Annotated in this window: 21 protein-coding genes; 13 read left to right on the plus strand and 8 right to left on the minus strand. The window is 44.0% G+C overall.

The annotated features are described in order from the left end of the window. Window positions 1–65: 65 nt before the first annotated feature. Both CLV59_RS07115 and mutY read right to left on the minus strand, forming a co-directional pair. Window positions 66–527, minus strand: coding sequence for a single-stranded DNA-binding protein (locus CLV59_RS07115; RefSeq protein WP_111591326.1), 462 nt, complete (start codon window positions 525–527; stop codon window positions 66–68). Between the two features lie 131 nt (window positions 528–658). Then, window positions 659–1,732, minus strand: coding sequence for an A/G-specific adenine glycosylase (gene mutY / locus CLV59_RS07120; RefSeq protein WP_111591327.1), 1,074 nt, complete (start codon window positions 1,730–1,732; stop codon window positions 659–661). Window positions 1,733–1,952: 220 nt separating this feature from the next. Between mutY and CLV59_RS07125 the strand changes: the two genes are divergently transcribed. The 4 genes from CLV59_RS07125 (at window position 1,953) to CLV59_RS07140 (ending at window position 6,973) form a co-directional block, all read left to right on the plus strand. Next, window positions 1,953–2,240: an HU family DNA-binding protein gene (locus tag CLV59_RS07125; RefSeq protein WP_073084475.1), complete on the plus strand. Its 288-nt coding sequence runs from the start codon at window positions 1,953–1,955 to the stop codon at window positions 2,238–2,240. Window positions 2,241–2,265: 25 nt separating this feature from the next. Then, entirely contained in the window at window positions 2,266–3,108 is an 843-nt protein-coding gene (locus CLV59_RS07130; protein ID WP_111591328.1) for a tetratricopeptide repeat protein, read from the plus strand. Between the two features lie 455 nt (window positions 3,109–3,563). Then, window positions 3,564–5,114 carry an Rne/Rng family ribonuclease gene (locus CLV59_RS07135; protein WP_111591329.1) on the plus strand — a complete coding sequence of 517 codons (1,551 nt, stop codon included), beginning with the start codon at window positions 3,564–3,566 and terminating at the stop codon, window positions 5,112–5,114. A 188-nt stretch (window positions 5,115–5,302) separates the two neighbouring features. Then, a complete protein-coding gene (locus tag CLV59_RS07140; RefSeq protein WP_111591330.1) occupies window positions 5,303–6,973 on the plus strand; it encodes a L,D-transpeptidase family protein in 1,671 nt (556 codons plus the stop codon). A gap of 67 nt (window positions 6,974–7,040) precedes the next feature. On the opposite strand, the gene CLV59_RS07145 is transcribed toward CLV59_RS07140, so the two are convergent. Beyond that, complete coding sequence (locus CLV59_RS07145) at window positions 7,041–7,424, minus strand: RidA family protein (RefSeq protein ID WP_111591686.1); 384 nt, start codon at window positions 7,422–7,424, stop codon at window positions 7,041–7,043. A gap of 99 nt (window positions 7,425–7,523) precedes the next feature. Between CLV59_RS07145 and CLV59_RS07150 the strand changes: the two genes are divergently transcribed. The 6 genes from CLV59_RS07150 to CLV59_RS07175 all read left to right on the plus strand — a co-directional run bounded on the left by CLV59_RS07150 (window position 7,524) and on the right by CLV59_RS07175 (window position 12,041). Further along, window positions 7,524–8,186 (plus strand): 3-hydroxyacyl-CoA dehydrogenase family protein, encoded by a 663-nt coding sequence (locus tag CLV59_RS07150; protein WP_111591331.1) that lies wholly within the window; start codon window positions 7,524–7,526, stop codon window positions 8,184–8,186. A 2-nt stretch (window positions 8,187–8,188) separates the two neighbouring features. Continuing rightward, a complete protein-coding gene (gene tsaB / locus CLV59_RS07155) occupies window positions 8,189–8,866 on the plus strand; it encodes a tRNA (adenosine(37)-N6)-threonylcarbamoyltransferase complex dimerization subunit type 1 TsaB (protein ID WP_111591332.1) in 678 nt (225 codons plus the stop codon). A gap of 213 nt (window positions 8,867–9,079) precedes the next feature. Further along, window positions 9,080–9,439, plus strand: a complete 360-nt coding sequence (locus CLV59_RS07160) for an ArsR/SmtB family transcription factor (protein ID WP_073084462.1) — start codon at window positions 9,080–9,082, stop codon at window positions 9,437–9,439. Window positions 9,440–9,584: 145 nt separating this feature from the next. Beyond that, window positions 9,585–10,988 (plus strand): MBL fold metallo-hydrolase, encoded by a 1,404-nt coding sequence (locus CLV59_RS07165; RefSeq protein ID WP_111591333.1) that lies wholly within the window; start codon window positions 9,585–9,587, stop codon window positions 10,986–10,988. 163 nt (window positions 10,989–11,151) lie between these two features. After that, window positions 11,152–11,643 (plus strand): BON domain-containing protein, encoded by a 492-nt coding sequence (locus CLV59_RS07170; RefSeq protein WP_111591334.1) that lies wholly within the window; start codon window positions 11,152–11,154, stop codon window positions 11,641–11,643. Between the two features lie 20 nt (window positions 11,644–11,663). After that, window positions 11,664–12,041, plus strand: a complete 378-nt coding sequence (locus CLV59_RS07175; RefSeq protein ID WP_111591335.1) for a LysM peptidoglycan-binding domain-containing protein — start codon at window positions 11,664–11,666, stop codon at window positions 12,039–12,041. A gap of 108 nt (window positions 12,042–12,149) precedes the next feature. On the opposite strand, the gene CLV59_RS07180 is transcribed toward CLV59_RS07175, so the two are convergent. The 5 genes from CLV59_RS07180 to CLV59_RS07200 are packed head-to-tail and all read right to left on the minus strand — an operon-like array spanning window position 12,150 to window position 18,131. Beyond that, entirely contained in the window at window positions 12,150–13,034 is an 885-nt protein-coding gene (locus CLV59_RS07180; protein WP_262511897.1) for a lysophospholipid acyltransferase family protein, read from the minus strand. A 48-nt stretch (window positions 13,035–13,082) separates the two neighbouring features. Then, entirely contained in the window at window positions 13,083–14,681 is a 1,599-nt protein-coding gene (nadB, locus tag CLV59_RS07185; protein WP_111591337.1) for an L-aspartate oxidase, read from the minus strand. 58 nt (window positions 14,682–14,739) lie between these two features. Beyond that, the gene (locus tag CLV59_RS07190; RefSeq protein WP_111591338.1) at window positions 14,740–15,423 is read right to left on the minus strand and encodes a lysoplasmalogenase; all 684 of its coding nucleotides are present in this window, start codon (window positions 15,421–15,423) and stop codon (window positions 14,740–14,742) included. Window positions 15,424–15,428: 5 nt separating this feature from the next. Beyond that, entirely contained in the window at window positions 15,429–16,769 is a 1,341-nt protein-coding gene (locus CLV59_RS07195; RefSeq protein WP_111591339.1) for a sensor histidine kinase, read from the minus strand. Window positions 16,770–16,775: 6 nt separating this feature from the next. Then, window positions 16,776–18,131, minus strand: coding sequence for a sigma-54-dependent transcriptional regulator (locus CLV59_RS07200; protein ID WP_111591340.1), 1,356 nt, complete (start codon window positions 18,129–18,131; stop codon window positions 16,776–16,778). 210 nt (window positions 18,132–18,341) lie between these two features. Here CLV59_RS07200 and CLV59_RS07205 point away from each other — a divergent pair, with 210 nt between their 5' ends. The 3 genes from CLV59_RS07205 (at window position 18,342) to CLV59_RS07215 (ending at window position 21,143) form a co-directional block, all read left to right on the plus strand. Beyond that, on the plus strand, window positions 18,342–19,589 hold the full coding sequence (locus CLV59_RS07205; protein ID WP_111591341.1) for an efflux RND transporter periplasmic adaptor subunit: 1,248 nt from the start codon (window positions 18,342–18,344) through the stop codon (window positions 19,587–19,589). A gap of 33 nt (window positions 19,590–19,622) precedes the next feature. Further along, window positions 19,623–20,312, plus strand: coding sequence for an ABC transporter ATP-binding protein (locus tag CLV59_RS07210; RefSeq protein ID WP_111591342.1), 690 nt, complete (start codon window positions 19,623–19,625; stop codon window positions 20,310–20,312). Between the two features lie 165 nt (window positions 20,313–20,477). Then, window positions 20,478–21,143, plus strand: coding sequence for an ABC transporter ATP-binding protein (locus tag CLV59_RS07215; protein ID WP_111591343.1), 666 nt, complete (start codon window positions 20,478–20,480; stop codon window positions 21,141–21,143). Window positions 21,144–21,177: the final 34 nt, after the last annotated feature.

A 21,177-nucleotide genomic window follows, 5' to 3' on the forward strand; every position in this document is an offset into this window, starting at 1 on the left:
CAAATATAAGTAATGTCCCTATATGGGATTACGTCCTAATGAAAACTTAAACTTTTTTAATATTACTAAAAAGGCAGATCGTCTGCAGGTTCGTTCAATGAAGGGGGAATTTCCATGTTGTTGGGAAAGTTTTCTCCTGAAGTGGAACCTGAGCCGCTATGGTGAGGTATGGGGTGATCTGAGCTGTTAAGGTCCATTCGTTTGTCGAGCATAACGAGGTTATCTCCTACAACTTCGGTAGCGAATTTCTTGTTACCTTCTTTATCTTCCCAGCTACGGGTACGTAAGCGACCTTCGATATAGACCAGACTTCCTTTGTGCAGATATTTCTGAGCCAGTTCTGCGAGTCCGCGCCATAAAACGACTGTATGCCATTCTGTTTGACTGATGAGTTTACCTGCTCTGTCTTTGAATGTTTCAGTGGTAGCTAACGAAAATTTGGCTACGGCAATATTTCCTTCCAAAAACTGTACATCCGGGTCCCTGCCTAAATTGCCAATCAATATTACTTTATTAACACCTCTCATAGTTGTAGGTTTTTTTTAGTCTATTGATAAAGAGTTCTTCTTTTATTAAATAAACAACCTTCTTAAAGTTAATATTTTTTTGCAATCGGCCTTCAAAAAAATATAAATCTTTCTAAATGGGTGCTGTCGGGCTATAAAAGCAGGCCAGTTTTGGATTGCAGGAAGCTGGTGATCGTTTTTGGAAAGGCAAAGTTATCGAGTGATGCGGTTGGGATCAGTTGATAACCTGGGATTTCCAATGGTTGATCGATGGCGATGTTAATGAATTGACTATGAATTGTTTGATGGGTTAGTTGTTGTTTGAATGGTTTGGAGATGCGTGTCGTTTCGTAGGCGGCCTCTCCGAAAATCTGCTGAAAGTCGGTTCCCGAAAGGATTTGCGTGCTGTCGGCAGGCGCGGCCGTTTCCAGGAGAATGAATTCATGCAGGTTCTGCCATATATCGCTTTCTGTGCGTTTACGGATATAGATCTGGTCTTTCCAGGAGGCGATGATATAGTTGAAATATCTTTTTTTGATCTGTAATTTTTTGGTTTTTACAGGTAAGAGAGACACGGTTCCCTCGTGATAGGCGGCGCATTTTTTTTGTAGCGGACAGGTATCGCATTCCGGTAGCTGCGGTTTGCAAACTACGGCGCCGAAATCCATAATGCTTTGATTATAAATGGCTGATTTATCCTTTGGTAATAATTCCTGGGCCAGATCGGCGAATAATTTTTTCCCGGCGGTAGTATCCATGGGGGTATCTATGCCGAAGAAGCGGGAGAGTACCCGGAAAACGTTTCCGTCCAATACGGCGTAGGGGAGATTAAAAGCAAAGGAGGCGATGGCGGCTGCGGTATACGGGCCAATGCCTTTCAGGGCGTTTATTTGTTCGTATTTATCAGGAAACCGACCAAGATAGGTTTGTGAAATTTCCCTGGCGGCAGCGAGCATGTTTTTACAGCGGGCATAATACCCGAGGCCTTGCCACAGGCGGAATACTTCTTCCTCGTTGGCCGCTGCGAGATCGTTGGCGGTGGGGTATTGAGAGATGAATCGTTCATAGTACGGCCAGCCTTGCTCAACGCGGGTTTGTTGTAGGATTATCTCAGACAACCAGATTCGGTAGGGATCTTTTTCACCTTTCCAGGGCATGGATCGGGAATTGTGTTCCTGGTTCCATTCCAGTAATTTTTCGGTAAAAAAAAGTCGGGCGGCTTGCATTTATATATTATTTTAATAAAATTATTTAGTATATTGATATGGCAAAAGGTGGCCTGAAAACCCTATAAGGCACATCTGTTACCCTTTTCCAGGGATGCAAATAAATATAAAATATCGCCAATACAGTTATAAGAAAAAATAATAAAATTTATTTGCTTAAAATTCAGCAATTAAAAATTTTAAATTAACTTTGAGAGTAAAGTAATCCTCTCGCTTTTATATGAGAAAAGCTGATTTAATTAACAACATTGCTGAAAAAACCGGCATCCCCAAAGTAGATGTGTTAGTAACCTTAGAAGCTATGTTCAAGGAAGTGAAAGAAGCGCTGGCGAATGGAGAACACATTTATATCAGAGGGTTTGGCAGTTTTATCACCAAGAAGAGAGCCGCCAAGATCGGCCGTAACATTAAGAAGAACGTTGCTGTGGAAATTCCGGAGCACTTTATTCCAGCATTCAAACCATCGAAAGAATTTGTTGCTGAAGTAAAGAAGCTTAAAAGTTCTTAATTTCGCAGCCTAATTTATTTAGGCCATGCGAAAATCACAAGTTCTCCTTATTGGTGCTGCTGTAGCGTTATTGGTGGTATTATATGCCTTTGGCCGTACAGTGCCCCGGTCGGACAAGAAAGCTATGTCAACTGCCGCTCCTATGCAGGGCGGACAGGAGGTGGCCCCTATTGCTTTTTCTGAGCTGCTGGATGCAGCCAAGCAACGTATTCCCGCAGAAAAACTGCTCCAAGTAAATACGATCGAAACCAATGTGGTGCGTGGGGATGTAAAAACCCAGCAGATAGCTGCGTATCGCCAGCTCTATACCACGTGGGACAGTCTTAATGAGGCGCCAGTTGCCGCATATTATCTCGGTCAAGCGGCCAAGTTGGAAAATTCCGAAAAAAGCCTCACCTTTGCAGCCAATTTATTTTTAACCCATCTGCAGCATGCGGAAAATCCGGCTGTTGCTAAATGGGAAGCCAATCAGGCAGCTGAGCTGTTTGATGCGGCGATAGCGCTCAATCCTGAGAACGACACACTGAAAATGTCACAAGCCATGATTTTCATGAACAGTGGCGAACCAATGAAAGGTGTGGGCATTCTGAGGGATGTAGTAGCTAAACACCCGGATAATATCGATGCACAGGTAACGCTTGCGAACCTGGCTATCACCTCCGGACAATATGATAAAGCTATTGACAGACTGGAAGAAGTGATGAAAAGACACCCGGACAATGCAAAAGTAATTTTTGTACTGGCCGAGTCCTACAGAAGTAAAGGAGATAAAGCAAAAGCCATCGAACTGTTTAACAAAAGTAAACAGCACATGGACGACCCGGAGCTGAAGAAGGAAGTGGATAGTTATATCAAGAGTATTCAATAATATTTATTTTTTCAATCATCTAAAAACGTATTAGCGTATGCCTTGCGGTAAGAAAAGAAAAAGACATAAAATTGCCACTCATAAGCGTAAAAAAAGACTGAGAAAGAACCGGCATAAAAAAGGTAAGAAATAATTACTCCAGTTTCCCGCCATTTATACTAACCAGGTATTAATGACCCGGCGCGGCGGTCGGATAAAAATTTTCATATATCCTGCATGATTTTAGCTTTAATTCTTAAATTGCTAAAGTCATGCAGGTTGTTTCCATAGATCCCGCATAAGAATTCTCCGGATATTACCTGCAGTGATCGCTGAACCCTTAAGCAATCCATCATCACGTACGTGACGAATATGCTAACTTTATAGTGAGCTAAAATTTGGTATGCAGTAAGCTGTAATCTACAGTCGTGTGCATAGCATAAAGGTGAAGTTTTAAAGGTTAAAATTTTGGACGCTTGAATAAGGAACTTATTATAAATGCGGCTCCCACAGGGGTGGAAATTGCGTTACTGGAAGATAAAAAGTTAGTTGAATTACACCACGAAAGCGGCAATCCTAACTTTGCAGTAGGCGATTTATACCTGGGCAAGGTGAAAAAGCTGATTCCCGGCTTAAATGCTGCATTCGTTGACGTTGGCTTCGAAAAAGATGCCTTCCTCCACTACACGGATCTTAGCCCCTATATCCGTTCCATTCTTAAATTTACTCAACAAGCCCTCAGCGATAAATCCCCTGAAGGATTTGATTTTACGAAATTTAAAAATGAACCGGAAATAGTAAAGACCGGTAAAATTACTGATGTTCTGGGCGGTAAACCGAATATACTCGTTCAGATCCTCAAAGAACCCATTTCCTCCAAAGGCCCACGCCTTAGCTGCGAAATCTCTCTGCCTGGAAGATTTATCGTGTTAACACCCTTTAATGACATTGTTGCGGTTTCTAAAAAAATCCACTCTTCCGAAGAAAGAAAAAGATTGCAGAAAATCGTGGAAGCCATCAAACCTCCCAACTTCGGCGTAATCGTCCGAACAGCGGCGGAAGGAAAGAAAACGGCTGAACTACACGAAGATCTTACCACCCTCGTGGAAACCTGGAAAAATATCCAGTCCAACCTCAAAGGTGGTCAGGCCCCGCAGAAAATACTGAGCGAACAAGCTAAAACAACCAGTATTCTCCGCGATCTACTGAACGAGAGCTTCAACCGCATCGTCATTAATGACAAAAATATCTACGCCGATACCAAAGCGTATATCCAGAAAATAGCGCCGGAAAAACAAAATATTGTAGACTACTACAATAACGGCTCTCCTATCTTCGATAACTTCGGTATCACCCGTCAGGTAAAAGCTTCCTTCGGTAAAACCGTTAACCTCGACTCAGGGGTATACCTCATTATCGAAGCCACCGAAGCCCTGCACGTAATAGATGTTAACAGCGGTTACAAATCCTCCAGCAATAACCAGGAACAAAATGCCCTCGCATCCAACCTGGAAGCAGCTGCCGAAATAGCCAGACAACTACGCCTGCGCGACCTCGGCGGTATCATTATTATCGACTTCATTGATATGAAACTGCCCGAAAATAAAAAGACAGTTTTCGAAGCAATGGAGAAGTTCATGCAGTTGGACAGAGCTAAACATACCATCCTCCCGATCTCCAAATTTGGCCTCATGCAGATTACCCGTCAAAGGGTGAAACCTGAAGTAACCATCTCTGTAGCGGAAGACTGCCCAACCTGCAAAGGAACCGGTAAAATCGGCGCCTCCATGCTTATCATGGACGACATCGAGAAAAACCTGCAATATCTGATCAATCATCAGCACAAAGGACTGACCATTCAGGTGCATCCAATTCTGTACGCATATCTGACCAAAGGCTTCCTGACTTCCAAACAATGGAAATGGTATTTCCAATTCAAAAAATGGATCAAAGTCAAAGCCGACTCCAATTATCACCTGACAGAATATCGTTTCTTCGATGCAAACGAGGAGGAAATAAAACTCTAAACAAACAGCTGAACCAATAAGTTATTAAAGGGAGATGTTACCAGTCCGGTACATCTCCCTTTAAAATTTTTGTCATGTCCGTCCGAAATGCTTTAACTCTATATATTTCATACATTTACATCAACAATCATCCCCATTACAGGCATCATTTCTGCCTCTAATGAAAATTGTAAACATCCATAACGATTATGAGTATACGTTTCTACACCTCAATTTCTCTACTGTGCCTGTTTGCCTTCGTGGCCTGCCAGCCCAACAGTGGCGAGCGCAAACGCCTGAAAGCAAGAGATACCGTCCATTATACCAAACAGGAGTACATAGAGAAAACATTAGATTCCAACCAGCTGAATTCCTTCCTGGCTGCCCATCCCAACTATCAGCCCTATGCTGAATTCATTAAAAACTTCTATCGGCAACGTGACTACCACTACGCCTGGATCAATAAAGATGCCCTGACGGAACAGGCTGGCAACTTCATCAATATGATGAAAAATGATGCGGCTTTCGGGTTACAAGATAGCACCGTCAGAACGCCTGAACTTAAGATGCTGACAGATTCCCTGGAACTCACCGATTCTACTATGAACGTGAATCCTGCGGATATCCCTCGTACAGAAATGATGCTGACCTCCCAGTTTTTCAGCTACGGTAATAAAGTATGGGGCGGCCTTACCAGCGATAATGCCAAAGACCTGGAATGGTTCATCCCACGAAAAAAACTGGACCTCACCAGCATGCTGGATTCAGCTACCAGCAAAACAGGCGGTAATATCGAAGCAAATGCTCCCGTTAATCCACAATATAAAATGCTAAGGGAACGCCTGAAACAATTGGCGGTGATCAATGAAAATGTGAAATGGGATACCCTCGCGGCTCCGGCCAAACCCCTGAAAAAAGGAGATTCGTCTGCATTAATCGCTAATGTAAAACTGCGCCTGGAAGCATTTGGCGATCTTCCCGGCCATGATAGCACCGGCAGATTTGATCAGGCTACTGATACGGCTATACGTTATTATCAAACCAGAATGGGACTGAAAGTAGATGGCCAGATTTCGGCTGCGGTGATTAAATCGCTCAACGTGCCGGTATCGCATCGTATCCGTCAAATCCTGTTGAATATGGAACGTCTTCGCTGGGTGCCGGTAGATCCGCCTAAAACTTATATCCTCGTTAATATTCCTGAATTCAGAATGCATGTTTACCAGGATGGTAAACTGGCCTGGAGCTGCAATGTGGTAGTTGGTACGCCAGGAACGCATACAGTAGTATTCAGTAATGAATTGAAGTTTATCGTTTTCAGCCCTTACTGGAACGTTCCTCCGGGAATCTTATATAAAGAAGTATTGCCTGGTATCCGCCGCAGTGGGGCTGGTTACCTCGCTCGTCAAAATATGGAGATTGTTGGGGCAGGAGGGAAAGCCGTCTCCCCAAGTGTTGTTAGTAAATACTCTGGTAAAGGTTTCCCTTATACTGTACGTCAGCGTCCGGGAGGTAAAAACTCACTGGGTAAAGTGAAATTCCTCTTCCCGAATGAATACAATATATATCTGCACGATACGCCAGCGAAATATCTCTTCGATCAGAACAAACGTTCATTCAGCCATGGATGTATCAGAATAGAAGAGCCTAAGCATCTGGCTATGTGGTTGTTACGTAACGATTCTGTCTGGACAGAACAGAAAATTGATGATGCGATGAACGCAGGTAAAGAGAAATATGTAACGCTGAAAGAAAGTGAAAGAGTACCGGTATTTATCGGCTATTTCACCGCATGGGTGGACAGCGATGGCCGTTTGAACTTCAGAGATGATGTATATGGCCACGATGCTAAACTGGCAGCTACCCTGTTCGGAAAATAATCAACTCAGTATAATGAAATTGCATGCAGTCGCGCCTTTGGTACGACTGCATGTTATTTTTTAGCCCTTATCCTTTTACGGCAATCACAGAGATTTCCACATTTACGCCTTTAGGCAATGCAGAAACCTGCACGGTTTCACGGGCAGGGTAAGTGCCGGTGAAATAGCTGCCGTATACTTCGTTGATCTGTGCAAAAGTGTTCATATCGGTAATGAAGATGGTGCTTTTCACCACATCATTGAAGCTCATACCAGCTTCGGTAAGAATTGCCTGGAGATTTTTCATTACCAGGTGCGTTTCGTCTACCACACCGGATTTCACGAGTTCGCCGGTGGCTGGGTTCAGCGCAATCTGACCAGAGATATACAAAGTATTGCCGGCTTTAATCGCCTGATTATATGGCCCGATAGGAGCAGGGGCGTTCTGGGTGTTAATTATTTGCTTTTCCATAAAGGCGAAAATAGAAATAAAATACCTACAACACCAGTGGAGGCCAGACAGTTGCATCAGAATTAATGATTCTTTATTAGGTTTGCTGAAATTTAATGCATGAATATCCTGGTAATAGCAGACGCCCAGCGGTATGAGGAGTTGCAGGAGAAGGGGCTGGCAAAACATAATGTACAGTGGAAGACTAATCTGGAAGATGTCTTATCTGTCAAGGCGTTCGATCTTGTAATTGATACCCTGTTTGACGACAGGCTATCCAACGCGGCCATTTATGCCCGCAATCCGGAAGTGCCAGTGCTGGCTTGTACCGTCAAGATATCTCTGGCGGAAGTCATGAGCCATACGGCTTTTGAACAGGGCTTTAATTTAATGGGCTGCAATTTGCTGCCGGGATTTATCACGATGCCTGTTACAGAAGTATCTGTATTGGATAATACCCAGTTTGGACAACTGGATAACATCATGTATCAGTTGGGCTGGGAATACGCAGTAGTAACGGATACGGTGGGAATGGTTACGCCTCGGGTGATTTGTATGATCATCAATGAAGCTTATATCACTGCTGAGGAAGGAACTGCGAATCGCGCTGATATAGATATCTCCATGAAGCTGGGCACTAATTATCCATTCGGACCCTTTGAATGGTGTGAGCGGATAGGGGTGAAGAATGTATATGAAGTATTAAAAGCTGTTCAGGAAAGTCTGAATGACAACCGTTTTGAAGTAGCGGCATTATTAGAAACAGAATACGAAGCAATATAACTATGGCACTTATAATTAATATCGATACTGCAACCGGAAGAGGCTCTGTTAGTCTGGCCCGTGATGGAAAAGTACTACAGACGCTGGCTAGTGAAGAGCAGCGGGATCATGCAGCAACGATGACATTATTCGTACAGCAGTTACTGTTAGAGCAGGGAATCAATCCTGATTCGGTGGATGCGATAGCGGTGAGTGCGGGTCCGGGTTCGTATACGGGTTTGCGTGTGGGAGTGGCCACCGCCAAGGGTTTATGCTATGCCTGGAATAAGCCGTTGATTGCCGTTTCCACCTTGCAGATGATGGCGCAGGGAATGTTACTGCAGCAAAATGACAGGGAAATACTGTATTGCCCAATGTTGGATGCCCGCAGGCAGGAAGTTTTCACCGCAGTATATGATGCTGAGCTGAAAGAGGTAATGCCGCCACAGGCGCTGATTTTGGAGGAAAATTCCTATCATGGGCTGTTATCTGACCATAAGATCATATTTTTCGGTGATGGTAGTCCAAAGTGGCGACAGATGCTGACTTCGCAGGATAACGCTGTATTTGGTCCTTATGAGATGACTGCGGCGGATATGTCTTTACTTTCCGAGGCGGCCTATGGGCAAAAATCATTTGCAGACCTTGCTTATTTCAGTCCTTTTTACCTAAAACCATTCTTTTTCCCTAAAAAATCATAGCACTTCCGTTTGATTTTGTCATAATTCCGTCAAATTACATCTTTTTAGCACGTATCCTAGGGATATATATGAAAAAATAAGGTATAGAAATTTTTTTTATTGTGACAGATATTATATTTTTGTATAAATCGATAACCACAATTGTTGTCTAACTGTTTGTGAGTACTGTCCGTTGATCCCTTTCATTTCATCATTTTTTAAAACTATTATGCGATGGAAAAAACATTATTAACTACCTCTTCTAATACTCTTATTATTTCTAGAGGTAACAATGAAAAAGACCAGATCAAATTGGATTACATTGCCGTAAAAAAAGCAGCTATGGTATTGCGTGCTATCAACCATAAACTGCGCCAGCAGATGATCAAGCTGTTGGAGGATCATAAGAAAATGACCGTGACAGAGATTTATGTGAAACTGCGTCTGGAACAATCGGTAGCATCACAACATCTTGCTATTTTAAGAAGAGCGGGCATAGTAATTACAGAAAGAGATGGCAAGTTCATTCACTATACCATTAACAAGCAACGTATTGCTGAAGTGGCGAAATTTGTGGAAGAACTGGTAGGTTAATTAATTTTTATTGCATGACTTCACGCCAGTTGTGCAGGGAAGTTTATAGAAAAAGTAGCCAATATGGCTACTTTTTTATTTTGGTATAGATTTTATCCATAAGTACGGCAACCATTAATTAGTAAATTTGTCAAAATCAAAAACCATGTTCGTAAAGCAATTATACACCAACTGCCTGTCAGAGGCTGCCTACTTTATTGAGTCCAACGGAGTGGCTGCAGTAATTGACCCACTGCGCGACATTGAGGTTTACCTCGACCTGGCCAAGGAGAGAAATGCCAAGATTCAGTACATTTTTGAAACGCATTTTCACGCAGACTTTGTGTCTGGTCATTTGGAGCTGGCGAAAGCCACTGGTGCGCAGATTGTTTTCGGACCGGATGCCGTAACTAACTTCGAGGCTTATATCGCAAAAAATGACGAAGTGTTTAACATAGGCGAGCTTACTCTAAAAGTATTGCATACGCCTGGTCATACGCTGGAATCGACCTGCTACCTGTTATCTGATGGGCAGCAGCAACCATATGCGGTATTCACCGGAGATACGTTGTTTGTGGGAGACGTGGGTCGTCCGGACCTGTTCAGTGGTAATCTGAGCAAAGAGGAGCTGGCAGGTATGCTCTATGATTCATTAAACAATGTTATCAAGGCGTTGCCTGATAATGTAATCGTATATCCTGCACACGGGCCTGGTTCCGCATGCGGAAAGAACCTGGGTCCTAACACCTACAGTTCTATCGGCGATGAAAAGGCGACTAACTATGCCTTACTGGCCACAGATAAAGCGAAATTCGTTGAGGAAGTAACAACAGGGCTGACAACGCCTCCTTCTTATTTCCCTATCAACGCTAAAATAAATAAAGAAGGCTATGATGCTCTTCAGGCGGTAATGGATAAAGCAATGCAACCATTGGCGCCAGCTGCTTTCAAAGCTAAAGGTGCTTCAGGTGCACTGATCCTGGATACGCGTCCTGCGGTTGAGTTTGGTGATGGTTTCGTTCCTGGCTCCATCAGCATTGGCCTGGAAGGTCGTTTTGCAGAGTGGGCGGGTAGCCTGCTGCCTTTTGATCAGGATATTATTCTGGTAACTACTCCTGGTAAAGAAGAGGAAACAGTAGTAAGAATGGCGCGTGTAGGATTTGAAAACGTAGTTGGTTACCTGGAAGGCGGTTTCCCTGCATGGGAAGCAGCTGGCTTACAGAAAGACCTTATCATCACCGTAGAACCGGATGAGCTGGCTATGGATGTCCCTCACGATGAGAACCTCGTGATTATGGATGTGCGTAAACCTGCTGAATTCGCTAGCGGCCATATCAAGGATGCAGTGAGTCTGCCTTTGGGAGAAATGACCGATCCTGGTAAACTGGCAGATATGGATGAGCATCTGAACCTGTATGTACACTGTCAGGGAGGTTACCGCAGTATCATTGCCTGCTCTATCCTGAAAAAAGAAGGTATCCACAACATCAGAAACGTAGATGGCGGTTATGCCAAAATGAAAGATGAAAAAGGACTGGTTGTAGTACAAGAGAAAACTGTATTAAACTAAGATCCTTCACCATACTGATTAAAAGCCTTTCCTTATGGAAAGGCTTTTTTTAATATGTGGATATTTGATGATGCGTGTGATTGATTTACAATAAGTTAAAGCATAAATTAATTTTCTGTTCCCCTGTTATTGCTTAACTTCTTGCACTAAAAAATCACGAGTCATGAATAGAAAATCCTTACTTGCCGCCCTGGCATTACTCATGGGCCTATTTCTGTTTGCCTGCAAACCATCTGACAGTAAAATACAGCAGGCCGTGAATGAAAAACTGAGTGCTATTCCGGGAATTACAGCTGAAGTACACAATGGTAACGTTACGCTTTCCGGAGAAGTATCCGATGATGCTGCACGTACGGCAGCAGAAGATGCCATTAAAGGCGTAAAAGGCATTAAAAATGTAGAGAACAAAGTAATGGTGAAAGCGCCGGAACCGGTAGCCCAGCCAGCCCCAGTAACCATTAATCCCGACGGTTTACTCAAGAAATCATTGGATTCTGCCTATGCGGCTGCCGGTTTTGCTGGTATCAGCGTAACGGTAGACAGTGGCGTGGTAACGCTGGATGGCACTGCCACAAAAGCCGATCTCCGCAAGATTGTACAAACAGCACAGGAATCCAAACCAAAGAAAGTGGTAAACAATATCAAAGTTAAATAACCCTTTAAAATGTTATTGTCATGAGCTTACAGGATAAATACCAGGAACTGATCGACCAGGCTAAAGGTGCCGGTGTGGCTGATCTTCAGGTCAGAGAGCAGGATAATGTACTGTATATTGATGGTACTTCTACATCGGCGGTGAAAGACCAGTTGTGGGATACCTACGAAAAACTGGACCCGGAGATGCGTGCTGCGGATGTTGTTATGAACATCACCGCCACAGATGCGGTAAAAGAAGAACAGACTTATGTGGTGAAAGCGGGCGATAATCTCAGCAAAATCGCTAAGAATTATCCGGGTATTTCCTGGAAAGACATCTACGAGGCGAATAAAGATCAGATCAAAGATCCGAATATGATTCAGCCTGGATGGAAGCTGAAAATACCCACAGCATGATAAAGCGGTTGTCGTCTGCGGTAGCAAATCGTACAACTGTAAAGTATATGAACAACAAACGCCATCATCGATGGCGTTTGTTGTTCATAAATATTTTTTAGGGAGACATTATCCTTTCGCTGCTTCCTTCACCCAATCTTCGTAACGGTGCTTCCATCTCCTATGGCTCCATACCCATACTTCTGGCTGTTCATGAATATTATTCTCCAGAAATCGTACGAACGTCTCCGTTATCTTGCCGGCTGGCTCTTTTGCCGGCTCTTCAAACATCAATTGTAGTTTGGCATCATAATAACCTCTTTTTGTTTTCCGGATATCCACGAATACAACAGGGATATTATGTCTTTTAGCGCTCATTTCCGGCCCTTTATAGAAAGGCGTCATTTTGTTCAGGAACGGATACCAGAGGCAGCTACGTGGGTTTCCTGGGTTTTGATCGGCCACTAATGCAATCAGGTACTGTTTATCCAGCCAAGGTTTTATACTGTTGCCCATATCATTTGCAGGAAGCAGCACGGAGCCGGCTTTTTCCCGGAAATGCCTGAATAAACGATCCGCTGCTTTATTCGTCAGCGGCATGTATACCACGAGGAAAGGAAAAGGTACGCCCTGCATGCAATACAGGTTAGCCCATTCCCAGTTGAAATTATGCCCGAGGTGAAGTTGACAGCTTTTGCCTTGTGCATACAGTTCATGCAGTACGGTAAGATCACAACGGAAGCGCTTCTTCAGTTCCGTTTTGCTCATCGTGAGTAGCTTGATGGTTTCCACCATCATATCGGTGAGGTTGCGGTAATATTTCTTCGCGATGCTGGTGATTTCTGCGTTTGACTTATTGGGAAAAGCCTGTCGCAGATTTTCAAACACCACCTTCCTGCGGTAACCAAATACGTGATATACCAATACATAAAAAAAATCGCTCAACAGGTATAATACGCGTAAAGGAAGCAGGGATATACCATAACAGATAACCAGCAGTAAATAATACATTATTTCCTTTGTTGAATTGACAGCAAAGGTAAGTAATTCACGACGGTTACATTACAGTACGATGTTCTGAATCAGTTCACATTTATATGGATAATCTGTGTTGAAATGCAGCCCACGGCTTTCCTTGCGGAAGGCGGCCCCTTTTACGATCAGATATCCTACTGTAATCAAATTTCTAAGTTGGCAGAGCTGCGGAGAAACTTCGGTGGTTTCGTAGAGTAGTTCGGTCTCTTCATGCAGCATATCGAGACGGCGCATAGCCCTTTGCAAACGGACATCTGTTCTCACGATACCTACATAGTCACTCATAATTTGGTTGAGTTCCTTGAGGCTCTGGGTAATGAGAATCATTTCCTTTGGCGCAGTAGTACCTCTGGCATCCCAGTCGGGCACATTATCACGGAAGTTGATGGCGTCTATTTTACTGGTAGCATCCAGGAAGCAACGATGTGCAAAAACCATCGCTTCCAGCAGAGAATTCGATGCCAGCCTGTTCGCGCCATGGAGGCCGGTGCTAGCGCATTCGCCGCAGGCATATAGATTACGGATGGATGTTTGTCCCCATTCATTGGTTTTGATACCGCCACAGCTATAATGCGCCGCTGGGGCCACTGGTATCATCTGGGTTTGTACATCTATGCCGGCTGCCTTACAGGTTTCATAAATATTCGGGAAATGATGGATGAACTTTTCAATGTCCATATGCCGGCAATCCAGGTATACATATTCGGTACCGGTGATCTTCATCTCGCTATCTATTGCACGGGCAACTATATCGCGAGGCGCCAGGGAAAGACGAGGGTCATACTTCTGCATGAAGTCTTCTCCATGAATATTGCGCAGGATACCGCCATCGCCACGAACAGCTTCTGTAATCAGGAAAGACGGGCTTACGCCTGGCTGATACAGCGCCGTAGGATGAAACTGGATAAACTCCATATTCTCAATACGTCCTTTGGCTCTGTATACCATTGCCACGCCATCGCCGGTAGCGATAGTAGGATTGGTAGTACTACGATATACCTGGCCGTTTCCGCCAGTAGCCAGCAGCGTTATTTTGGAGAGGATTTTTTCAATTTGATTTGTCTGGCGGTTAAGTACATAAACGCCAAAACATTCAACATCCGGAGTAGATTTTGTGACCAGATAGCCCAGATGGTGTTGGGTGATTAGGTCTACAACAAAACAGTGCGTTACCAGTTCGATATTGGAACGCTGGTGAATAGCTTCCAGCAAAGCTCTTTCGATTTCCTTGCCAGTAATATCCTTGTGATGGAGTACGCGGAATACGGAATGTCCGCCTTCACGGCCGAGAGAGAAGTCACCGTTGGCAGTTCTATCGAAATTAGTACCCCACTCGATGATTTCGTTGACCCTTTCCGGCCCTTCCGTCACTACTATCTCTACAATACGTTGGTTACACAGGCCATCCCCGGCAATCAATGTATCTTCTATATGTTTTTCGAAACTATCGTTTTCCAGATCGTTGACTACTGCTACGCCTCCTTGTGCATACTTGGTGTTGGTTTCGTCTTCACGGCTTTTTGTGATGACAGTAATTTTTTTATCAGGACACTGCTGTGAAACTTTCAGCGCATATGTAAGCCCTGCTATACCTGACCCGATGACAAGAAAATCTGTTTGTTGCATAAGACAACAAAAATACAAATTAAGCTGATTGGTGGTAGTGCTAAAATATAGGCAAACTTTAGCGCGATAATGGATTGAAATAGCTAACTGCGCCAGCTGTAATGCCCCATTGTGCCAGACCATAAGTAATCATCACCAGTACGCCGTTGGCAGGTAGGGGCTGATAAAATTTACCCAATGCTATCAGGCTGTCGGAGATAAGGAACAATACAGCTCCGATGATACAAAACCATCCGGCAGGCTGCCATTTCAGATTAAAGGCATGTATGGATGACTGCACAGTTATGCTGAGAGCAAGCGCATAGATGATTACCGGAATCTTCAATGCGCCTAAATGTGGGAGCAGTAACAAAATGAAACCTATGAGGAACGCAGCATGCAGGAATATAACCGGATACTTGCACATGGGAACCGGAGGATTGCTGTAGCGGATTTTCAGAAAGAAAAGGATATAGAAGACATGTGCCAGCAAGAAACTTCCCAGCCCCGTCAGGAAATGCGAATCAAACATGAGCAGTACATCTCCGCCAAAAGAGAATATTAATGCCAGCAGCAGAAATCTGAGATAGGAAGACTTCATATTCCCGGCATTGCTCAGTACAAATATTATCAATAGGATAGTTAACAAGGGTTTAGTGACGTAGCGGGCGGAATGCATATCTAATCCCGTGAAGATTACGTCCAGCAATAAAATAAATGCATACAGCAGCTGCCATTTGGAGCGAAAGAGGGTTGATAACATAATGGTTAATAATTCAGAATAATGAAAAACGTAGAACCGTTACCGTTATTACCAGGACTATTTACTTTTAGTTGTCCTCCATGCAGTTGAATTATCTGCTGGGATAAACTGAGTCCTATACCGGAACCTTTCTTTTTGGTTGTAAAGAAAGGTATGAAAATTTTTTCCATTGCCTCTTCATCAATTCCTGGTCCATTGTCGGTGACCTCAATGGTAAGCTGATTGGTGCCGGGGAGCCAAGCTTTCAGCTCAATAGCGCCATCGGTTGTTTGTTCCAACGCGTCCATGGCATTTTTTACCAGGTTGATCAATACCATTTGCAGTTGGGAGAAATCTGCATGAATAGTGGTTTGTTGAGTGTCTATGTCGAGATGGAATTGAATATCCGCCTGTTTGAGATCTGCCTGGAAGAGATTGGCCACCGAGGTAATGAGGGATTTCACATTTACTGATGTGAACTGTGGTTGGGGAAGTGTAGTATAATCGCGGTAAGCATTTACAAAATTCATGATTCCTTTACTACGACTCTCCACGGTTTCCAGGGCTTCCCGCAGATCGGTTATTCCTTCTGGGTTGCCGGAAGATGGAGCGATGTCTATCTCCACAATTTCCTGCATGGTACCAATCAGCGATACAATTGGCGTAACGGAATTCATGATTTCATGGCGCAGGATTTTAGTCAGATTCTGCCATGCTTCCAGCTCTTTTTTCTGTAGTTCGGAATGAATGTTCTGGATGGACAGGAGTTTGATGAGCCGCCCTTGCAAACGTACTACAGCAGCGTGAATGGAGAGTTGTTGCTGCTGTTTGGTAGCGTAGAGCGACTTATTCCCTGATGGCAGTTCCATCAGTAGCGTATCCAATCCAGGATGTACTGTTTTAAGTTCCGACAGGTTACGTAACCGGTAGATACCTAATAGTCGGAATGCAGCGGGGTTGATCAGTTCAATTTTTCCTTCTGCATCAAAGGACAGTACACCGATATTGATATGTTGAACAATCGTGTCGATGTATTTCAGATTAGCTTCTTTCTCCGCGCGGGTTTGGCGGAATGCTTCCAGTACTTCATTGAACTGCTGGTTCAGCATTTTGAAGCTTTTGCCCAGTTTGTTATCGCTGCTGAAGCGAATGGAAAAATCCTCATAGCGGATAGATTCCAGGAACAGGGTCAGTTTACGATTGATACGATTCAGGTAATAGTAGATACCGTACATCTGGGCCAATACCAGCGGAATAATAAGATACGACAGACTATCATTTACACGGAAGTAAATCCATATGCCGAAGGCAATGGTGGCAGTGAGTAGGATTACCCGCAGGCATATATTGATACTGAACCTGTTCATCTATGATCAGATATTGTATTTTTCGAGTCTTCTGTAAAGTGCAGCGCGACTCAATCCCAATTCTCTGGCTGCTTCCGTAATGTTTCCATTACATTTCTTCATAGCCTGGGCGATGATGTTTCGCTCCATATCTTCCAGGTTATAGCCGGTGTCGGTGGGTTGATCGTTCACACTATTGTTGCGGGTGAATACATCTTTAGGCTGCAAGGTTTTTCCTTGTGAGAGGATCACTGCTCGCTCCATCGCATGTTGGAGCTCGCGTATATTGCCTGGCCAGTCGTATTTATGCATCTGGTTGACGAGGGCATCGCTCAAACTGTTTACCGGACGTTTGTATTTTTCGCGGTAGATATTCAGGAAGTGTTCTGCGAGTGGCACAATATCGTCTATGCGTTCCCGTAGTGGTGGTAAATGTATTTCAATGGTGTTGATACGGAATAGTAAGTCCTGGCGGAAAAGCTGTTGGGTAGCGAGATGAGGAAGATTGCGGTTAGTAGCGCAAATCAATCTTACATCTACCGGAATATTTTTATTGGAGCCTACTTTGGTAACATTTCTGTTTTGCAGGACGGTCAGTAGTTTGGCTTGAAATGGAATGGTAATATTGCCAATTTCATCCAGGAAGATGGTGCCTCCGTTGGCTTCTTCAAATCTGCCTTGTCTGTCTTCGCGAGCATCTGTAAATGCGCCTTTCACATGTCCGAATAATTCGCTTTCAAACAATGACTCCGGGAGGGCTCCCAAATCCACGCTGACAAAGGATTTATTATTTCTGTGAGATTGCTGGTGAATATGTCTGGCCAGCATATCTTTACCGGTTCCGTTTTCTCCGAGAATGAGGATATTGGCGTCGGTTCCGGCTACGCGGGAGACGGTTTCGAAAACCTCTTGCATGGCAGGGCTTTTCCCGATGAGCATATTGCTATTTGCCTGGTGTACAGGCTGTAATCCTGGTTTGCTATTGGCAGCAATATGTTTATTGAAGGCAGCCTGTATGGTTGCCAGCAATTTTTCATTTTCCCAGGGTTTCAGTACAAAATCCGTAGCGCCGGCTTTAATAGCTCTGACGGCCATTTCCACATCGCCATAGGCGGTGAATAATACGACTGTAGACTCAGGTTTTATATCGAGGATACGATCCAGCCATTCGAAGCCTTCTTTACCGCTGCTAAGGTCGCGGGTGAAGTTCATATCTAGGAGGATAACATCATAATCGTGGTTCGTAACCAGGTAAGGAATCTTCTGCGGATTTTTCTCGAAATCCACTTGTTCAAAGTGTCTTTTCAGTAAAAGTCTGGCAGCACGTAGCACATCCGCGTCGTCATCTATGATAAGGATTTTGCCCTGTTGCAGTGTAGTCATATCATTGGTTTGATTGGGTATCTGGCACAATAATAAAGAATTTTTTTCCGCATCAAAGCAAAGATTTCAAAGTGTCCGAATGTGAACGGGGGCTGTGCGGAACAGGACAGATTTTGTCTTCATAAACTGTTATAATTCAATGATAATCAATTGATTGGTTAATTGGCATATGGCTTGGCTTCTATGGTCGTCAAACTTTCCGTTAATACCATGGACAGAAAAATAGAAAAGAAATTTTGGTCTGGGCGCCGCATACTGATGATAGGAGCAGGCGCACTTGTAGCAATGCTACTGGCATATACGCTCATCTTTGCAGACCACCGCGCTACCCTCAACGTGGAAAAAGATAAGATTACAATATCTCCTGTTACCAAAGGTACATTTGATGTATACATTGCAGTAACCGCAGTTGTAATGCCGCTGAAGACAATTCGTCTGGACGCAATTGAGGGCGGTTATGTCAGCCATAAATACCTGGAAGGCGGTAGTATGGTAAAGGCTGGAGATTCCATTCTGAGGCTGGATAACCAGCGACTGATGATGGACTTTGTGAACCATGAAACAGAGATTTATCGTTTGCAGAACGAATTACAGAATACGCGTTTATCTATTCGTCAGCAGAAGTTTACCATGCAGCAGGCGATTTACGATTTTGACGCGAAAATAGCCGCAGCACAGGATTTGTATGATCGTAACAAACAGTTGGTAGAAGAGAAGATTGTGGCGCGTCAGGAGTTTAATAAGAATAAATTTGAGCTGGAGGGACTTATCAAGCAGCGAGATATACAGTTGCAGTCGCAGCGTTATCAGGATGAAAATGCCACCCGTCAGATTTCCCAACTGGAAGGTACATTAGCGCGTACCCAACGTAACCTGGCGCTGATGAAAGAAAACCTGAACAGCCTTATCGTGAGGGCTCCGGTTTCCGGACAGCTCAGTTCCATTGATGTGGAAGTCGGTTCCAGCATTACTGCAGGTCAAAACCTTGGTCAGATTGATGACCTGAATGGGTTTAAATTGCGTGCAGATATTGACGAGCACTATGTTTCACAGGTTTTTTCGGGTCTGAAAGCCACCTTCGAATTTGATGGTAAAACCTACGATATGATTGTTACGAAAGTATATCCGGAGGTAAAGAGCGGACGATTCCAGGCAGATATGAATTTTGAAGGGAAGACACCGGAAGGTATACGTCGCGGACAATCCTCTCCAATACGCCTGGTATTGGGTAAATCAGCAGAGGCAGTCTTACTTCCTTTGGGCGGATTTTTCTCTGATACTGGTGGAAACTGGGTGTATGTACTTGATAAGGATGGCAAACGGGCTGTGAAGCGTAATATCACGCTGGGACGTAAAAATCCTTTATTTTTCGAGGTATTGGAAGGGTTAAAACCTGGAGATCAGGTGATTACCTCCTCATATGAAAGTTTCGGCAACAAAGATGTGTTAGCCTTTTAGTAATATTATATTCAAATCCCTAAAAAAGAAAGTATGATACGTACTGTTAATTTACAGAAACTGTTTACTACCGAAGAAGTGGAAACAACCGCATTGAATGGTATCAACATGGAAGTGCAGGATGGGGAGTTTGTGGCCATCATGGGGCCTTCCGGATGTGGAAAATCTACTTTATTGAATATACTGGGTTTATTGGATAATCCTTCAGATGGAGAATACCATTTCTGGGGGAAGGAAGTGGCCCGGATGAGTGAACGGCAGCGGGCTCAATTGCGCAAGGGCGCTATTGGCTTCGTATTTCAGAGCTTCAATCTTATTGACGAACTGACTGTCTATGAAAATGTGGAGTTGCCTTTATTATATCTGAAAGTGCCGGCGCCGGAGCGTAAGAAAAAAGTGGAGGAGGTGCTGGAGCGTATGAACATTATGCATCGCAGGAATCACTTCCCGCAGCAGTTGTCTGGCGGTCAGCAACAACGTGTGGCAATTGCCAGAGCGGTAGTGGCCAAGCCTAATCTGATCCTGGCCGATGAGCCAACTGGTAACCTGGACTCCTCCAATGGGGAAGAGGTAATGAAATTATTACAGGAACTGAATAATGCCGGTACCACCATGATTATGGTGACGCACTCCCCTTATGATGCGGGGTTTGCCCATCGGGTGATAAACCTCTTTGATGGCCGTGTAGTAACGGAAAACATTAAAGAGCAGTTCCACGTATAAACGAACATATTTTGTAACTGCGTGTATACCATGCCGTTATTGATAAAATACTCAAATTATTAAAGAGCGAAATAACAAGTGAACATCAAACCGGGTAGTGTCTTTACACCACCTGTTTTTTTAAGATACTTGTTAGGCGCCAACACTTGTGAAAAAAGCTAATTTATGATACAGTTACAGGACATCTCCAAACACTATCCCGTAGGCTTTGGAAAGAATGAAATACTGAAGAATATTAACCTGGAAATTAAGGAAGGCGAATTCGTTTCCATTATGGGGCCTTCCGGGTCCGGGAAGTCGACCCTCCTACATATTTTGGGTTTACTGGAGGAGCCGTCTTCCGGGAATTATCTTTTCCAGGGCGAACGGGTGGACAGTATGAACGAGAAGAAGCGCACCAATTTGCACCGGGGGGCAATAGGGTTTGTATTTCAGGCTTATCATCTGATTGACGAACTGACTGTTTACGAGAATATTGAAACGCCGTTATTATATAAGAATATACCTGGCTCGGAACGTAAAAGTAAAGTTGCCGATATTCTGGATCGGTTTAACATAGTGGCCAAGAAAGACCTGTTTCCCAACCAGCTTTCCGGGGGGCAGCAGCAGCTAGTGGGCATTGCTCGTGCGCTGGTGGCCGAACCACGGGTAATCCTGGCGGATGAACCAACCGGTAATCTACATTCAGACCAGGCCAAAACAATTATGGAGTTGTTCAAACAGTTGAACCAACAAGATAACATCACCATTGTACAGGTAACCCACTCCGACCTCAACGCCACTTACGGAAACCGTATAATACGGATCAACGACGGACAGATACAGCCATAATATTCGCAGTTGCTTTTGCGGAATCTGATAAAAA

It is taken from the genome of Chitinophaga dinghuensis, from assembly GCF_003259435.1.
GTDB classification, from domain to species: Bacteria; Bacteroidota; Bacteroidia; order Chitinophagales; family Chitinophagaceae; genus Chitinophaga; species Chitinophaga dinghuensis.

Coding starts and splice junctions, on each gene's coding strand:
- CLV59_RS07160 (WP_073084462.1), top strand. CDS start 9,080: ATGGAAAAAACATTATTAACTACCTCTTCTAATACTCTTATTATTTCT.
- tsaB (WP_111591332.1), top strand. CDS start 8,189: ATGGCACTTATAATTAATATCGATACTGCAACCGGAAGAGGCTCTGTT.
- CLV59_RS07150 (WP_111591331.1), top strand. CDS start 7,524: ATGAATATCCTGGTAATAGCAGACGCCCAGCGGTATGAGGAGTTGCAG.
- CLV59_RS07175 (WP_111591335.1), top strand. CDS start 11,664: ATGAGCTTACAGGATAAATACCAGGAACTGATCGACCAGGCTAAAGGT.
- CLV59_RS07195 (WP_111591339.1), bottom strand. CDS start 16,769: ATGAACAGGTTCAGTATCAATATATGCCTGCGGGTAATCCTACTCACT.
- nadB (WP_111591337.1), bottom strand. CDS start 14,681: ATGCAACAAACAGATTTTCTTGTCATCGGGTCAGGTATAGCAGGGCTT.
- CLV59_RS07200 (WP_111591340.1), bottom strand. CDS start 18,131: ATGACTACACTGCAACAGGGCAAAATCCTTATCATAGATGACGACGCG.
- CLV59_RS07115 (WP_111591326.1), bottom strand. CDS start 527: ATGAGAGGTGTTAATAAAGTAATATTGATTGGCAATTTAGGCAGGGAC.
- CLV59_RS07165 (WP_111591333.1), top strand. CDS start 9,585: ATGTTCGTAAAGCAATTATACACCAACTGCCTGTCAGAGGCTGCCTAC.
- CLV59_RS07205 (WP_111591341.1), top strand. CDS start 18,342: ATGGACAGAAAAATAGAAAAGAAATTTTGGTCTGGGCGCCGCATACTG.
- CLV59_RS07145 (WP_111591686.1), bottom strand. CDS start 7,424: ATGGAAAAGCAAATAATTAACACCCAGAACGCCCCTGCTCCTATCGGG.
- CLV59_RS07215 (WP_111591343.1), top strand. CDS start 20,478: ATGATACAGTTACAGGACATCTCCAAACACTATCCCGTAGGCTTTGGA.
- mutY (WP_111591327.1), bottom strand. CDS start 1,732: ATGCAAGCCGCCCGACTTTTTTTTACCGAAAAATTACTGGAATGGAAC.
- CLV59_RS07170 (WP_111591334.1), top strand. CDS start 11,152: ATGAATAGAAAATCCTTACTTGCCGCCCTGGCATTACTCATGGGCCTA.
- CLV59_RS07210 (WP_111591342.1), top strand. CDS start 19,623: ATGATACGTACTGTTAATTTACAGAAACTGTTTACTACCGAAGAAGTG.
- CLV59_RS07125 (WP_073084475.1), top strand. CDS start 1,953: ATGAGAAAAGCTGATTTAATTAACAACATTGCTGAAAAAACCGGCATC.
- CLV59_RS07130 (WP_111591328.1), top strand. CDS start 2,266: ATGCGAAAATCACAAGTTCTCCTTATTGGTGCTGCTGTAGCGTTATTG.
- CLV59_RS07140 (WP_111591330.1), top strand. CDS start 5,303: ATGAGTATACGTTTCTACACCTCAATTTCTCTACTGTGCCTGTTTGCC.
- CLV59_RS07190 (WP_111591338.1), bottom strand. CDS start 15,423: ATGTTATCAACCCTCTTTCGCTCCAAATGGCAGCTGCTGTATGCATTT.